This is a genomic window from Paenibacillus sp. QJM3NY_38 (assembly GCF_056173265.1).
Map to the genome: position 1 here is coordinate 4,320,329 of NZ_CM149665.1, position 16,023 is coordinate 4,336,351.

Sequence of the window (16,023 nt, forward strand, 5' to 3'; positions counted from 1 at the left end):
GGTAATTCCGACTTAACGTCTTGTTATCCGTCTGGTGTTGATGTGTGTTTCCACTTCCCACTTAGGATATATATACCCGGTGCATGGATGGTGAAACAGTTTTATCTTCTTTTTCGCTTCGCCAGGAACTTTATTTATCCTCGGTCAATACTTCAAGCAAGCCCGCCGGAAGCTCATACTTGCGGTTGTTGATCTGAATGCTCTTCAGTTCCTCCAGCAGCGAATCATCGCTTTCCGAGTCCTTAATGGCCTGCACCTCGTGGTGCAATTGCTCCATCTGACGGTCCAGCGCGTTAGCCGTATCCGCAGCCTTCTTAAGCTCTTCCAGCAGATGCTGAGGAACGGACTTATTATATTTGTAGAAAATTTTATGCTCCAGACTCGCCCAGAAATCCATGGCAATGGTTCGAATTTGGACTTCAACGCATACCTTCTCCACCCGGTCGGAGAAAAACACAGGCACTTCCACTAACAGATGCAGGCTTTGGTATCCGTTCGGCTTCGGATTCTTGATATAATCCTTGACGTTTAACACCGTTAAATCGCTCTGCTTCTGCAGCATGTCGCTAATTTTGTAAATGTCGGTTATGAATGAGCAGGTGATTCTTAGACCCGCAATGTCTTTGATATTATCTTCTATGGAGCTAAGAGAGATGTTTCCGCCTTTTCGGAGCAGCTTCTTCATGATGCTCTCCGGCGATTTCAGGCGGGATTTCGTATGTTCGATCGGGCTATAATCATGAAGAGCCTGGAACTCCTCTTTTAATATCTCCATTTTGGTTTCAATCTCATCTAAGGCGAATTTGTATTTCATCATGAATCGGGTAATTTCATTCCGAATGATTTTGAGCTGTTCGATTTGCAAAGAATTCATGGGATACTTCCTTTCGATTGTGTGATTCAGAGCCGTGATGACTCAAGTAGTAAATAAAAACAAAACACGCTGCTAACATTCCAGAAGTTCTGTTCCCTCTTTAAATAGTAGTTGATATTGAGGTGCAACTGCAACTTTAGTGTTGTAACGTCAAAAAGACGCTGCAACCGGAAGGTCGCAACGTCCTTTATCCTATGCCAGCATCGTGCTGCTTGATATCGCTGTGCCACCTATCTTTGTACCGCTGGCACCCCGCCCCGCTTCGGCGCCGCTATCTGCGGATACGCAATGCCCAGCAGGATCACGATAACCCCGATCCATTGCAGCGCAGACACCTGCTCACTCAGCACCAGCACCGAAGCAATAACGGCAACGGGCAGCTCTCCGGCCCCAAGAATGGTTGCCAATCCCGTACTGATTTTGGGCGCACCGAGTGCGAATAGCAGAACTGGAAGAACAACGCCGAATACGCCTAAGATTAAGCCGAACAGCCATAACCCGTTGTCAAACAGGGATATCTCCGTGTACACTTTCGGCGTGAACAGGATCGTCAGCAGAATAAGGCCACCCGTTGAGGTATAAAAGCTCCGCGTAATGGGTGACATCTGCGTCTCGACCCGGCCGCTGAAGAAGACAAACAAAGCCATCATCAAAGCCGCGGTCAGCCCCAATAATGTCCCTTTCCAATTCAATTGAATCTCGCCTGCACCCAACATCCCCCCGGCCATCATCGTCCCGACGAACAGGATGATAACGGAGATGACGGTGGACTTATCCGGCCATTGCCGTTTCACAACAGCTTCGATAATGACGCCGATCCAGGTGAATTGAAATAACAGAACGACGGCGATCGATGCCGGAATGCTCTGAAGGGCAAGGTAATATGTGACGCCTGTAAGACATGTGCATAACCCAACCCCGGCTAGCCTTAGGAATTGCTTGCCCGTGACCTTTTGTCGTCCAAAAAACAGCATCAGCAACAGCAGAATGAGCCAGCCTGTCCCGAATTGGCTGATCATTACCTCCTGAAATAGGAACCCCTCCTGGTAAGCAAGCTTTACAACCGTTGACAGAATTCCGAAACAGCAGGCTCCCAAAAATACGAAGAATGAATTTTTCAACAAATGCAACAACGTGAAACTCCCCCTTACGCAACAAAAACCCCACTTTCACTGTTTTGGAATCCAGAAAACAGTAAAAAGTGGAGTTGACTCTGTTTGATATTGAATTATGGTCTTATCTTAAGACAAAACCTCAACATTGTAAATACCAACCACTAATTAAGAAGACAACTTTGCAAAAATCTCTTTCAATTTAGCAACGGCTTCGATCTCCAGAGCTTTAATAGCCTCAACCAGCGTTATCGCCGTCGTTGCTTGATCCTCCGAATTAGGCTCTCCGCCTACCGGAAATGGGAACATCTGATGCAGGACACTGAATTTCTCGCACATTCCCGTATATAACACGCTGGCTTCTTTAAACTGCTGCGTGAGCTCCGGTCCCTCGGTATTCGCATCCGGCCATGCTGCTATCAGTTCCTTGAAGAACTCAGCAGCGTAATACCGGGCATCTCTTAATACCTCGATGTTGTATGCATGGCCGTTCGGTTCGATCTTCCGCCCCTGCAGCGATTCGATCCAAGCATCATATGCCGCAATCCCCTTCACTGCCGTCGGAACCACACTTTCTTTCCCCTCATATTGATCGATGGCGGTTTCAAGCGCAAGTCGAAGCTGCTGCTGAAGCGTTAAATCGACCGATCCCTCAATGGCCAGAACGAACAGCTCTTCCATCACACTCCTTCCGAGATTCTCATAAGGGAGCGTATCCGCTTTTCCGCATACTTCCCCGTAGAGGGTTCTGGTTTCATCGTCATAGCCATACAACGTACCAAATTCGGGAAAGAAAATATCCCATGCCAGCACAGGGTATCCTCGGTCCAGCGAGCTATGAATCAAATCAAGGGCCCTTGGCAGCTCCTGATGAATGCTGCGCTTGCTCATGGCACTCTTCTCCAAGGCAGATGGATCCAGCAGATTGGCATTGGTACCGATGCCGTCCGACATGCCGTCGATGAATTTGGAATGGAAGCCGATATTATGAAGACCCCGGGATAATACTTCACCAAAAAAATACGCGGTCGGACCTGCAATGTGAACCTGATCCGGAATGATGTTAATTCGGAATGCATGACCTGTAAGCCCCATAACCATCGGCAGGGATAGCTTCCGATCTGTAAATTGCAGCATTTTAAACGTGGCATCCGCAGCAGTTGTCCAAGTTTTGATTTCTTTCAACGATCCTTCGTACTGTAGAATCTTCTTATTCATAATTCCCAAGTCCCTTCTCGTCTTAATATAAGAGTCAACGGTGACGCGAATTTTTTCTTGGATCACTTTCTTCCGTGATCTCGAAATAATCTGATACACATTGGCCGAAGAGAGCTGAAACAAGTCAGCGATTTCTTGCGGGGACAGCTGATCGAAAAAATGAGATTCGAAAATAAGCCGTTCGCGTGGCTTCAGGCGTTGAATGATGTCCGTTATAACACGCAGCGTCTCTTGCTGGACGATTCGTTCCTCCGGTACGTTGAATCCTGCGGCCGCTTTGGCTGAAGAATGATGGAGCCTTCCCAGAATGCTGTCCAGATTATTCCACTGATCTGCACTCCCGGCACTATCATACCTTCCCCTGCCTTCAAGCTCAGTGAATGTCTGCTCTTTCATCGCGGAGCTTCCCTTAAGCCGGGTATAGGCCTGATTCCGTACGATCCGCTGCACCCAGGGCAGGAAACGCCGGGTATCTACCAGTTCGCCCAAGTGCAAAAATGCCCGGACCAATGCATCCTGTACAACGTCCTCTGCCAGGTAGGACTCCCGGGTTATAGCTCTGGCATAGCCATAAACCTTGGACCGATGACGCCGAACAAGCTCCCCGAATGCTTCCCGCTCCCCTGCCTGCGCATTTTTCACCAACTCCTGATCTTCCATCTCATCCCACTGGACCGTTCTGTCTGCTGTCGTTTCCAATTGCTCAAACCCTCTTTCGTATCGTTGACTACTTATATGACCAGAGAAGTTCGTCATTTCTGACAACGTAATTGAAAAAGATTATACCTTTTTTTGATTAAGCCTGGTGCCATGATACGAAGTAACCTCGCCAGATTGCGCGGCGAAGTCCTGTCCCTTTTTTTCATTCCGCGATTAAGTCATATATGTCAGAATATAGTCCATACAGGCAATGGACAAAAGACACCCATAATGCGACAATATACTCTGCATGTCATATCTTATATAGTAAGAATAACGAATTTGTACCACTACACTCAAAGAAGCAACATTGCACTTATAGGAAGGGAACGAAAGCATGGCTCAATTATTTTTTAAGTATGGCTCCATGAACAGTGGTAAATCCATCGAAATTTTGAAAGTCGCCCATAACTACGAAGAACAGAACAAACCGGTGCTCCTTTTTACATCCGCTATCGATGACCGGGATGCCGTTGGGTATGTATCCTCGCGAATCGGCCTGCGACGCGAAGCGATACCTATATCCGATACGACCGACATCTACGGGATTGTGAAGGAGCATCAGCCTAAGCCATACTGCGTTCTGGTTGACGAATGCCAGTTCCTGTCCAAGGACAGCATCCTGCAGCTCGTACGGATCGTAGATGAGCTTAACGTGCCTGTCATGGGCTTCGGCTTGAAGAATGATTTCCGGAACGAGTTGTTTGAAGGCAGCCGCTGGATGCTGATTTACGCCGATAAAATCGAGGAAATGAAGACGATCTGCTGGTTCTGCGAGCGTAAAGCGATCATGAACCTTCGCGTCATTGACGGTAAACCCGTATATGCCGGCGAGCAGATCCTGATCGGAGGGAATGATACCTACTTCCCTGTTTGCCGCAAATGTCATACCAATCCCCCTTTATCATAGGACTTTTACGAACAATCCACCATTCAAAACGTAAGGAGTAGGATGACCCATGCCGATAGTCAGACCGCTATTAACCGACCAAGACTTTCAGGAAGTTATGGAGCAGCAGATCCGTATACGCATCTTCAAGGATAATCATCTGATTGACTCCGGCAGTCTCGTCATCCGATTCACCGACGAAACCGTCATTACGCAATCCAGCGTCAGTTCGCTCGGCTATCATAAGCGGGATGAATGCGAATTTTTTGAAGTACGGAAATGATAGATGGGTGGCCTGAGCGCTTTTAGATTGACGGCTTTCATGGAGCTTCGATCAGACACTCAGGCAATCCCTTCTCCTCGATCAGTGCTTTTTCAGCATACAGTCCGCATATAGCAGATGTTTCTTGCGAGGTAAGGATGGTAAGACTTTAATGGTTTACTTGTTTTTCTAAATAAACAGGCGGCCTTCTGCAGAAAAGGATCTGCAAAAAACCGCCATTCGTTAATCAACCTATCACATCAAAAGCATGTACGTGCACCTAGTGAATATCTGACTTCGCCATACTCCCACCCAGCACATCCGCGACATTTTGAATCGAAATAAATGCGTTCTTATCTATCTCCTGCACAACCGTCTTCAGCTTCGCAATCTCCAGCCGGGTGATGACGCAATAAATCATCTGCGTATCCTCTTTCGAATATCCGCCCTTGGCATAAATCATCGTCGTGCTGCGGCCCAGACGCTGCATGATGGCACTTGAGATTTCTTCATATTCATTGGATATAATCGTAACGGATTTGGACTCGTCCAAGCCCTCTACCACAATATCCATCACTTTTGCCGCTATGTAGTATGAAAAAATCGAATACATGGCCGAATCTGCACCGAATACAAACCCTGCCGTAATAAAAATAAACACGTTGATAATCATGATGATCTGCCCGACCGGCATGCGCAGCTTTTTGGACAGCAGGATAGCAATGATCTCCGTACCGTCAAGAGCTCCGCCGTAACGGATAACAAGACCTACACCCAGACCAAGGATCAAACCACCAAACAGCACCGCCAAAATTTTCTCGTTCGTAAACGGGTCTACATGATGCAGGAATGTTGTCGCCACCGACAATACCACGATCCCGTACAGTGTGGAAAATGCGAACGTTTTGCCGATCTGCTTATAACCGATGAACAGAAACGGCAAGTTGATAATGAAGAGGAACACACCCAGTTTGATGGGCGTAATCGATGATAATACGATGGAAATACCGGTAATACCCCCGTCGATAATTTCGTTGGGCACCAGGAATATTTCTAGCGCCACGGCCATCAGAACTGCACCGATGGTAATAAAGATGAACCGTTTCAGAATTTCGCCGACTGTCAGATTTTTGTGTTTTTTGACCATGCCATTCTCCTTTTGTATCTTTTTTCACACGAAGTGCCTGTCGAAGAACCATTGTATTAAAAAAAGGAATGGCATGTCAATGTTGACACGCTAAGTGACATGGGTCTTTTAGTCTATTGCCTTGTCATCCAGACATAAGGAACGCAGATGCTGCTCGAGAATCCACTCGATCTTTTCTTTGGCAAGTTGTTGTGGCTTCATGATATGATGAATCGCTAATCCATCTACCAATGCGTATATGCGCTCCTTCTCATAATCAAGATCCAGCTCCGGTTTAGCCAGCTTATGTGCGACCAGGGTATCCACCGCATAGTGGCACGCCTTGGTTAATCCATCATACATATGATCGGTCATTATTCTTAACTCGGGATAGACTAGCGCTTTGGCAACAAACGACATCCACACCTCCATTTCCATCGTCCTATCCTCATCCATCGGCAGAAATTGCATCAATACTTGTTTTACATCCTCAAACACGGGTCCCTTCAAGGATAAAGTAGAAAAGCGTTCTTCAATCCTCTCGATCATCAGGTTCATACAAAAAGCCAACAACTCAGCTTGGCTGGTAAAATAGTGTCTCAGCGAACCTACGGATAACTCCGCCTCTTCGGCGATATTGCGAACCGTCGCTTTTTCGAGTCCACCCCTCTGAATCACCCGCAGGGCAGCCTCAGCGACCCGTTGTCTTTGTTTATCATGATCTACGATTTTCGGCATAATCCCATTATACACTTCCGGTTTTTTTTAATACAACGTACCATAATCAACATTTCAGCCTCTTTTATTTGATTCTTTAATGCCTACCTTCGTAAAAATAGGTTCTTTCTATGGAACACCTTGATAGAAGCAATACTATATATATTAATGTCAAAAAGAATAGGAACACGGGCAGCGTGTTCTTAAGAGAGGAGCGAGTTCGTCATTCGCACATTAACTGAATCGAAGGCTAAGCATGGTGTCTCTCGGGCATTCCGTGATCGGGAGGGCCGTATAAATCTGTTCTGGCGTGTCGTCCTTGGGTGGCTGGCTTTTGTTGCAGGGCTCGGACTAGCAGTTGTGATAGCCACGGTAGCGGGTTCATACGAGATCCCCACGCTCGGGCTCCAAATCCTCCTTGCCGTCGTTACAACAAGTATATCCGTGCCGCTGATTTATCTGCTTAGGCGTTATGTCGATCAGCGGCCCTGGAACGGACTTGGTCTTAGCTCTGTTCCTTCCGGTTTTCGTTATTTCCTTCTCGGCATCGGTTTCCTTGCCCTGGTCACGGCAGCAGCCTTGCTGATCGGCAGCGCCGCCGGATGGCTCCGGATCGTGGATTTCCATTTCCCAATCGTTACGATGCTCGTTATCCTCATCAATGTCCCGATTGCATTTTTTTATGAAGCCTTTCCAGAAGAAATCACCTTCCGCGGTTATGTGTACCGGAACTTAAACACCCGTTTTCCGCGCTGGCTTGCTTTGGTCCTTCAGGTCGTAATGTTCGTGCTTGCGCCTATCGCTGTAACGGCATTCATGGTGGCCATAGGAATAGGCACATGGGATTTGATTACGGTGGAGTATATCATCAATTTAGTTGCTTTTGGTACGGTATTGCAGCTGTCCCGCATCGTATCCAACAATCTGTGGATGAGCATCGGCTTTCACCTGGCCTGGCTGGAGATGGTCCGGTACGTTGTGGTACCCTCCCAATATGCATTCATCGAGATCGAATACCTTTCGGTCTGGGGCAATTATATGGTAACGATCGGTTCGGTCATTATTGGGATCATCCTATTGATCGTCTGGTCGCTGCGGAGCAAGAACCGAATCGATTGGAACGGGATCGAGCCGGATCTCCCGCCGGATTCGAATCCTGCAACCAAGGAAGCGCTGCCCGCCCAATCTGTATGAGAACCGATAAAGGATATAGCTCAAACTCACCATGGCTTTAGGGGAGTTTGAGCTTTTCCTGTATCCCTCCTCCCGGTTCAATACTTGCAATTTATAATATTGATTCTGGTTATGCTATAATATATTTCATCCGTGATCGACCGGAAAATACATAATTTTACCCTAGGCAGGGAGAGGATTTACTCATCATGTTGGAATGGCTTCAGAACTTGTGGACCCATATGAAAGAAATTGACATGGATCAAGTGCAGGAATGGCTTCAGCAGTACTCGCAGCTGGGTCCCATCCCGGGTATTTTGCTTCCATTTATAGAGGCGTTCCTTCCCTTTCTGCCTCTTATCGTACTGGTGATGGGGAACTCCGCAGCCTATGGATTATGGTGGGGATTCTTGCTGTCGTGGATCGGCGTTTGCCTTGGATCCGTTACGGTGTTCTGGATTGTTCGTAAGCTGGGAGGCAAGCTTGGATTGCTTATCCAAAAAAGAATGCCGGGATCCCAGCGCTTCTTCCATTGGATTGAAGAAAAGGGCTTTACGCCGATCTTCATCCTGTACTGCTTTCCCTTCACGCCTTCCTCACTGATCAATATCGCATCCGGCATCAGCACGATATCGGCAACGACGTTCACGATAGCCGTTATGGCAGGTAAATCCGTGATGATTTTTATGGTGGCATTCATTGGACATGACTGGCAAGCCTTTATCCAGCAGCCTTGGCGCATTCTTATCGCGGCCATCGTCCTCTGGCTGCTGTGGCTGGCCGGCAAAAAGATGGAAAACCGTTACCATCATGAAGATCAGCCGGGAAGTGTCGTGATTAGCAGCAAAAAGACAAAGCGCTAGATGTATAAACAAGACCCGCCGATCCCGGTTGCTGGGATGGGCGGGTCTTGTTATGCATGGGCGGGTCGTGATGGAAACCATTATGTTCACTCCAATACGTAAGCCGCCAGTTTATGCACCGTCTCAAAGCCCGCACGATGATACAGCTGGAGCGCTCCTGCATTGTCTTGGTCCACGCATAACGAGATTTCTTCCAGTTGCAGGACTTGGAATAAATAATGGAGAGCTTGATCAAGCAGGAGCCCGCCATAGCCTTTGCGCCGGAATTGTTCGGATACCGCGATGTATTCAATATTTCCTTCCTGGAAATCGGGGTCTCCCTCCACATAAACATACCCGACGAAACGGCCTTCTTCCGTAAATATGAAGAGCCGGTGATACTCATCCAGCTTCTGCAAAATAGACTCCGAGCTGAGATAGGTATTCGGGAAGGCGGTGCCATGTAGATTCTCGAACTCATCCCAATATTCGGGCGTGATATCCTGCAATCCAGGCGCGGCATTCGCTAACAAGGTGGATTTTTGGATTTTCAGTACATGATGCACACCTGTCTTTCTTCCCCCTTTGTCCTCCATAAACCTCGCAGCAGACGGATGAGCTACATTATAAAATCCGAAATAGCGTGTTACGCTGCCATTCAGCTTCATTGTTCCATCAACCCATAGCTCCTTCGCCAATCGATGCCAAAGCTCGCCTTCCGCATCGATAAAAGGTCCCCATATTTCAGCAGTTCCCTCTTCTTCGTCCACATCGAATCCCAATGCGCCCACCATCTGATCTTGATCATAGATCACGGTAAATCGCTGGCTGCTCAGCCGGCCATTTTCCGAAAAATCTTCCAGCAGCGTGCTGTAGACCTCCCCTTCCTGTTCGCCGCAATATCCGACATGATGATGACGATCTCCATTCATTCGGGCAAGAAAGGAAGACAGCTCTCTTAATTTCGTTTGATCTCTATCCAATACCATCTGTACACATTCTCCTTGTTCAGAATCAGCTTTCCTAGCGTGATTTCCAAAGGCTCCTCGAACCTGTTTTGGTCAATTTTACCACGAGATGATACCCGTGAACCAAACATGAAACAAGAAATGGGCTTCCCATATGCTTGGAAAGCCCATCTCATCTTCTCGATCATTCAATCGGGACCTTGTTTACGGTTGACGGTCATCCCTTCTCGGAATGCTCCCCCTTCCGGGAAGCTCGCATCCGCTCACGTTCGCGCTTCAGTTCAGGCTTGAGGTCATCGTGAACGCTGTTCTCCCACATGGACACGCCTGATCGATATGCCGCTCTCCCGTTCAAGTGACCCGCTACCGGCCCCGTAATAAATACGAATACGATTCCCAGCAGCAGTTTGGCACTGACATGCTCCAGGTAGAAGGTGAAATACAGAAATGCGCCGGCAAGGATCAAGAGGACGCCCAGCGTGGCACTTTTCGTAGCTGCATGGGACCTCATGTAAACATCCGGCAGACGAATAAGGCCGAATGCACTCAATGCACCCAGCAAAGCGCCGAGCAGCACCATCAGCGCGATCAGAAACTCACCGATCTGACTCATCGTTTGTGCGTTCAATGACATCACCCCTCTCAATATATCTGGCAAGCGCGGTTGTTCCGATGAACGTAAGAATTCCGATCAGCAGAATGATATCAAAATACACGGATGTCCGGAACAGCATGCACAGGACAGCGATCATGGACAACAGGATAATTCCGATCGTATCCAGCGACATGATCCGGTCGTTCATGGAAGGTCCCTTGATTAATCGGTACAGACAGCCCAGAATAGCAAGCGACAAAATCACCAATGAGGCTATCAGCATGCCATGGATCATGTGCGGGTCACCTCCTTGATCGCGCGTTCAAAGGTACCGCGGATCTGATTCGACAGCTCTTCGACATCTTCGATATCCATCGCATGGATATACAGCGTCTGACCATCGCGAGAGACTTCCAGGGTAAGCGTTCCTGGCGTCAAGCAGATCAGGCACGATAAGACCGTAATCTCCCAGTCGGACTTAAGCTCCGTATCGTAGGCGAAGATGCCGGGGCGGACATTCAGCTTCGGTCTTATAATCTGACCGATGACGGTGATACTTGATTTAAACAGCTCTCTTAAAAACAAAAGCAGCAGCATCAGAATAGACCACAGCTTACGCAAATAGAAATCGTTTGGCCAAAAGCGGCGCAACAGATAAATCAGCAACATACCGATCAGATAGCCGACTATCAAATGCTGGGGGGACCAGTTATTGTTCAGGAACATCCAGACAACGGCAATGATGATATTTAACAGGATTTGATGGCCCATATCCACTACTCCTTTAGTACAGCGTTAATGTATAGTGATGGATCGGATAATACGGCGCCTGCTTGAGAGGTGTAGGAATAAATCCACTCCGAACCCACCCCAAGGACAATCACCATAACCGTTAGTCCAATAGCTGCCACATAAGCTGTCCGATGGATTCTGACTGGCTGCGATTCCGTATGCCCGGGTGATTCGCCCCAGAATGCCCCCATAAATACCTTGATCAGGGAATACAATACCGCCAGGCTTGATGCCAGTGCCAGTCCCGTCAACCAAAAATGCCCCTCGCTCAAACCACCGCGGACGATAAGAACCTTGCCAAGGAATCCGCTAAGGGGCGGGATGCCGACCAGAGCCAATGCAACGATAAAGAACATCCACCCCACCAAGGGATGGCGCTTCATCAGGCCGCCCATATCACTCAGCTTGTTAGCACCTGCACTGGCAATGATGATTCCGCCAAGAATAAAGAGCAGCGCCTTTGCAATCATGTCATGCATCAAGTAGAATACAGCCCCGTTCAAGGAATCTGAAGATGCTGACGCTATGCCGAAGGCGATAAAGCCGACGCTGATAATAATGTTATAATTCAGGATTCGTCCAAGATCCTTATACGCAACTGCGCCCAAACTTCCCAAAATCATCGTGGCCGCGGCCATCCAGCCGATGACGGCGTGGATGCCGCCGGTATCGTGATGGAAGATCAGTGTAAAGGTACGGATAATCGCATATAATCCAACCTTCGTAAGCAGCGCGCCGAACAAAGCTGTAACTGCCGCCGGTGGTGCACTGTAGGATCCGGGCAGCCAGAAGAACAGGAACAAGCCCGCCTTCAAGGCAAATACAATCAGGAACAACAGGCCGATGACCGATAATATTCCATCCTGCTGTACTTCTGCCACGCGCAGGGACAGATGCGCCATATTCAGCGTGCCGACCGTGCCGTACAAATAAGCAACGGCTGCAACAAACAAGGTGGATGAAATAATATTAATCAGCATGTACTTCAGGGTTTCTCTCAGCTGCCGCTTGGTGCCCCCCAGCACAATCAGTGCATAGGAAGCGATCAGCATGACCTCAAAGCAGACAAACAGGTTAAACAGATCCCCTGTCAGAAACGATCCGATCACACCAGCCAGCAAAAATTGAAAAAAGGCATAGAAGTAATGCTTCTCTCTCTCTTCCCCGATGCTCCGAAAGGAATAGAACAGACAGGCAGCAGCCACAATCAACGTCGTGAGCACCATCAGTGCCGCGAGCATATCGGCTACAAACACGATCCCATAAGGTGGCAGCCATCCGCCCATATGAAGCGTTTGGATGCCTTCGTTGTTTACCTGATTCACGATGAACAACGCCACAAGCAGGTTCAGTATGACACTGACCACACTGATCCAGCGCTGAACACGAACGTATTTGGAGCAAAAAATAAGAATAACGGCAGTAACTAACGGAATAAGGAGAGGCAGAACAATTACATTATTCATCATCCATCCCCCTTAGCTCCTCCATGTTGTCCGTGCCCAAGCGTTGATACGCTTTGTACGCCAGTACGAAGAAGAACGATGTGACGCCAAAACTGATGACAATGGACGTCAGGATCAACGCTTGTGGAACGGGGTCAACATAGGATGAAGCCTTCTCGCCAAGCAGCGGAGCAGCACCGGTCTTCAGCCTAGACATCGTGAGCAGCAGCAGATGGACACCATGGGTTAACAGTGATGTACCGAGAATGATCCGCAGCAAGCTTTTGGATAGGATCTGGTAAATCCCAACCGCGAATATAATTCCGATGGCAAGTGACATATATAGTTCCATGGTCAGTTATCCCTCCCAATCGAATTGATGATGGTCATCGTCACGCCAACGACGGCTAAATAGACGCCGAGGTCGAAGAGAACCGCTGTAGCCAGCTCGGTTTCCCCGAGCAATGGCAGGTTGAAATAATCGAAGGAATGACTTAAGAACGGTGCGTCAAAGGCAAAGGAACCAATCCCTGTAAGCAGGGCGATGGCAAGGCCTGCAGCCGTAACCTTCCGGAATTCGAAAGGCACGATTTTGCGGGTCATGTCCATGCCAAAAGCCATTGATAACAGAACCAGTGCGGCTGAAGTCATCAGCCCCCCGATAAATCCTCCGCCCGGCTCATGGTGTCCCGAGTTGAACAGGAACCACGAGAATGTTACGACGATAAAGACGACCACCTTGGATATGGTTCGCAAAATAACATCATTGCTATTAGGCAAATACGCACCTTCATAACGATCCCGTTCACCGATAACCCCTTCACCCAAATCAACTTTTATCAAGGCATAGATTCCGAGGGACGCAATGCCGAGAACCATAATTTCCAGCAATGTATCAAATCCGCGGAAGTCCACCAGAATGACATTGACGATATTTTTACCGCCGGCCGAGCGGTAGCTCTCTTTAATGAAGTAATCCGCAATGGAGTCGAAGGTTCTGCCGCTGCTTGCGGCCAGCGCGATCAAGGTTACGACAGCACCCACGCCTATAGATATCAGCAGATTTTTCCACTTCAGGCTCATTGACACCTTCTCCCGCTTCAGCTTCGGCAGATGATAGAAACAGAGCAGGAACAGCATGACAGAAACGGTCTCGACAACCATCTGGGTCAACGCCAAATCCGGAGCCCGGAACAGGACGAAGAACAAGGTCACCATATAACCCGCAGCCCCGGTTAATATGATCGCCATCAATCGTGTCCGTACGAACGGAAGCACAATAACCGGGATGACCAGGCCGAGTATGGCAACAGCCTCATAGAAGGACATCGGTGCGTAGTCCGTCATATCGAATCCGATATGATCGACCAGCAGGAGACCTCCGCCAAGAACGGCTATGAAAAACACAAAGATATAGATCACATAGTGACGCAGCGAACCTGTCATGTAGGTTGAGGTCAGCGATTTGCCGCCTTTTTCGAGAACGCGCAATCCCCCGTCATACAGATTGTTCAATGTAAATCGCTTGAAAATCGTTGTGTTCAAGATACGCGCTCTGCCGTGAAGCTTGTACAGAACGGTACCGAGAACAATGATTCCGATGGTCATGAAAATTTCCATTGTCCAGCCGTGCCACATCTCGATATGCACGTGGAACCGGTCCTCTGCCACGAGCAGCCCCGGATGAATGGCGGCCATCGCCGGTTCAATCAGTGCATGAGACAGCAGGTTCGGAAACAGTCCGAACACGATGGCCAGCGATGCCAGAATAACCGGGGGAATCAGCATCCCCAGCGGTGCTTCGTGCGGCTTCTTCTCCAGCTTTTCAGGCTGGTAGCGGCCGGTGAAGGTTTTGAAAACCAGGATCATGCTGTACAGGAACGTAAATACGCTGGCGATCCAGGCAACGACCGGTATCAGCACACCCCAGGTCTCGGCATTCCAGAAATTCATCTGAGACGCTTGAAGGACCGCCGTAAAGAACATCTCTTTACTCAGGAATCCGTTAAACGGAGGCAGACCGGCCATGGAAAATGCTCCTATGACGGCCACGGTGAACGTAATCGGCATGAGGGACATTAAACCTCCGAGTTTCCGCAGGTCACGGGTGCCCGTTTCATGATCCACGATGCCGACGACCATAAACAAAGCGCCCTTAAATATCGCATGATTCATCAGATGAAAGATGGCCGCTATCGTTGCTTTCGTATAGAGCAGCGTGTCCACGCCGCCTCCATAATAAGCTGCGGCAGAGCCAAGACCGAGCAAGCTCATAATCAGTCCCAATTGGCTGATGGTGGAGAATGCCAGCAGTGCCTTCAGATCTGTCTGCTTGATCGCTCGGATCGAAGCATAGATCAGCGTGGTCAAGCCTGTAATCGCAACGATCCAGAACCAGGAAGCTTGACCCGCAAACACCGGACTAAAACGGGCCACCAGATAGATTCCGGCCTTAACCATCGTAGCGGAGTGAAGATAAGCACTAACCGGAGTCGGTGCTTCCATCGCATCCGGCAGCCAGATGTGAAACGGGAACTGAGCGGATTTGGTGAATGCTCCCAGCAGGATCAGAATCATGGCCGGAATAAACAGCGCGTCTCCCGAAATGCTCCCCACATTTGCTACGATCTCCCGCACACTAAAGGTGCCAGTCATGACATAAAGGAGAATAAACCCTGCAAACATGGCAAGTCCGCCGAATACGGTGATCAGCATGGATTTTAAAGCTCCGTATCTGGAGCGGTCGCGATGATGCCAGAATGCAATCAGCAGGAAAGACGAGATACTTGTCAGTTCCCAAAAACCGTACAGCACCATCAGGTTATCGGAGAGCACGACACCAAGCATGGCGCCCATGAACAGAAGCAGATAAATGTAGAATTTATGGACGGCTTCCTTGTTCTTATCCATATAGAAGATGGAGTACAGTACAACGAGTGAACCAATACCAGATATTAATAGTGCAAAAATTAAACTTAGTCCATCCAAATAAACGGTAAAGTTTATTCCCACGCTCGGAATCCATTCCAGGACCGCTTGAAGCTGTTCACCTCCCTGAATGGTTGGGATAAGTCCTAAAAAATAGGCGAACAGGACAACCGGTACCGGCAAAATGACCCATCCGGTGTGGACACGGCCAATGAGCTTGTAGGTCAACATAACCACAAGCGCTACAATAAAAGGTGCCATGACGGCGATGTGCAGCAAAGACAAAGTCTACTCCTCCTATAGTCCGATTTTTCCTTCATAAGTAGTATTTCCCCATTATTTAGGTATAACTCCAAAAAAACACAAAAAGAGCCCGTTGATGG

Annotated in this window: 16 protein-coding genes; 4 read left to right on the forward strand and 12 right to left on the reverse strand. The window is 48.5% G+C overall.

The genetic code is table 11. From position 1 onward, the window contains the following. Positions 1-130: 130 nt before the first annotated feature. The 3 genes from AC0VZ8_RS19835 to AC0VZ8_RS19845 all read right to left on the reverse strand — a co-directional run bounded on the left by AC0VZ8_RS19835 (position 131) and on the right by AC0VZ8_RS19845 (position 3,903). The gene (locus tag AC0VZ8_RS19835) at positions 131-874 is read right to left on the reverse strand and encodes a GTP pyrophosphokinase (RefSeq protein WP_100537787.1); all 744 of its coding nucleotides are present in this window, start codon (positions 872-874) and stop codon (positions 131-133) included. Between the two features lie 230 nt (positions 875-1,104). Continuing rightward, complete coding sequence (locus AC0VZ8_RS19840) at positions 1,105-2,007, reverse strand: EamA family transporter (protein ID WP_475484168.1); 903 nt, start codon at positions 2,005-2,007, stop codon at positions 1,105-1,107. 147 nt (positions 2,008-2,154) lie between these two features. Further along, the gene (locus AC0VZ8_RS19845) at positions 2,155-3,903 is read right to left on the reverse strand and encodes an RNA polymerase sigma factor (protein ID WP_475484169.1); all 1,749 of its coding nucleotides are present in this window, start codon (positions 3,901-3,903) and stop codon (positions 2,155-2,157) included. Positions 3,904-4,240: 337 nt separating this feature from the next. On the opposite strand from AC0VZ8_RS19845, the gene AC0VZ8_RS19850 reads away from it, so the two are divergent. Both AC0VZ8_RS19850 and AC0VZ8_RS19855 read left to right on the forward strand, forming a co-directional pair. Then, the gene (locus AC0VZ8_RS19850; protein WP_260065463.1) at positions 4,241-4,813 is read left to right on the forward strand and encodes a thymidine kinase; all 573 of its coding nucleotides are present in this window, start codon (positions 4,241-4,243) and stop codon (positions 4,811-4,813) included. Between the two features lie 49 nt (positions 4,814-4,862). Further along, positions 4,863-5,075, forward strand: coding sequence for a hypothetical protein (locus AC0VZ8_RS19855; protein WP_071220380.1), 213 nt, complete (start codon positions 4,863-4,865; stop codon positions 5,073-5,075). A 259-nt stretch (positions 5,076-5,334) separates the two neighbouring features. Here the strand turns inward: AC0VZ8_RS19855 and AC0VZ8_RS19860 are convergent, their stop codons facing one another. Continuing rightward, complete coding sequence (locus AC0VZ8_RS19860) at positions 5,335-6,201, reverse strand: YitT family protein (protein WP_071220379.1); 867 nt, start codon at positions 6,199-6,201, stop codon at positions 5,335-5,337. 108 nt (positions 6,202-6,309) lie between these two features. Beyond that, the gene (locus AC0VZ8_RS19865; protein WP_071220378.1) at positions 6,310-6,918 is read right to left on the reverse strand and encodes a TetR/AcrR family transcriptional regulator; all 609 of its coding nucleotides are present in this window, start codon (positions 6,916-6,918) and stop codon (positions 6,310-6,312) included. 339 nt (positions 6,919-7,257) lie between these two features. Here AC0VZ8_RS19865 and AC0VZ8_RS19870 point away from each other — a divergent pair, with 339 nt between their 5' ends. Then, positions 7,258-8,091 (forward strand): lysostaphin resistance A-like protein, encoded by an 834-nt coding sequence (locus tag AC0VZ8_RS19870; protein WP_475484170.1) that lies wholly within the window; start codon positions 7,258-7,260, stop codon positions 8,089-8,091. Between the two features lie 188 nt (positions 8,092-8,279). Then, complete coding sequence (locus AC0VZ8_RS19875; RefSeq protein WP_071220376.1) at positions 8,280-8,933, forward strand: TVP38/TMEM64 family protein; 654 nt, start codon at positions 8,280-8,282, stop codon at positions 8,931-8,933. 86 nt (positions 8,934-9,019) lie between these two features. Here AC0VZ8_RS19875 and AC0VZ8_RS19880 read toward each other — a convergent pair whose 3' ends face one another. The 7 genes from AC0VZ8_RS19880 to AC0VZ8_RS19910 all read right to left on the reverse strand — a co-directional run bounded on the left by AC0VZ8_RS19880 (position 9,020) and on the right by AC0VZ8_RS19910 (position 15,925). After that, entirely contained in the window at positions 9,020-9,901 is an 882-nt protein-coding gene (locus AC0VZ8_RS19880; protein WP_475484171.1) for a GNAT family N-acetyltransferase, read from the reverse strand. A gap of 196 nt (positions 9,902-10,097) precedes the next feature. Further along, entirely contained in the window at positions 10,098-10,493 is a 396-nt protein-coding gene (gene mnhG / locus AC0VZ8_RS19885; protein WP_071220373.1) for a monovalent cation/H(+) antiporter subunit G, read from the reverse strand. Then, positions 10,477-10,770, reverse strand: coding sequence for a Na(+)/H(+) antiporter subunit F1 (locus tag AC0VZ8_RS19890; protein WP_071220372.1), 294 nt, complete (start codon positions 10,768-10,770; stop codon positions 10,477-10,479). Before AC0VZ8_RS19890 ends, mnhG begins: the two co-directional genes overlap by 17 nt. Further along, positions 10,767-11,246 carry a Na+/H+ antiporter subunit E gene (locus AC0VZ8_RS19895; protein WP_071220371.1) on the reverse strand — a complete coding sequence of 160 codons (480 nt, stop codon included), beginning with the start codon at positions 11,244-11,246 and terminating at the stop codon, positions 10,767-10,769. The genes AC0VZ8_RS19890 and AC0VZ8_RS19895 overlap by 4 nt, the downstream gene beginning before the upstream one ends. A gap of 5 nt (positions 11,247-11,251) precedes the next feature. Continuing rightward, a complete protein-coding gene (locus AC0VZ8_RS19900) occupies positions 11,252-12,733 on the reverse strand; it encodes a Na+/H+ antiporter subunit D (RefSeq protein ID WP_475487725.1) in 1,482 nt (493 codons plus the stop codon). Continuing rightward, positions 12,726-13,064: a Na(+)/H(+) antiporter subunit C gene (locus AC0VZ8_RS19905; RefSeq protein ID WP_071220369.1), complete on the reverse strand. Its 339-nt coding sequence runs from the start codon at positions 13,062-13,064 to the stop codon at positions 12,726-12,728. The genes AC0VZ8_RS19900 and AC0VZ8_RS19905 overlap by 8 nt, the downstream gene beginning before the upstream one ends. 2 nt (positions 13,065-13,066) lie before the next feature. Then, positions 13,067-15,925, reverse strand: coding sequence for a Na+/H+ antiporter subunit A (locus tag AC0VZ8_RS19910; RefSeq protein WP_475484172.1), 2,859 nt, complete (start codon positions 15,923-15,925; stop codon positions 13,067-13,069). Between the last annotated feature and the right edge of the window lie 98 nt (positions 15,926-16,023).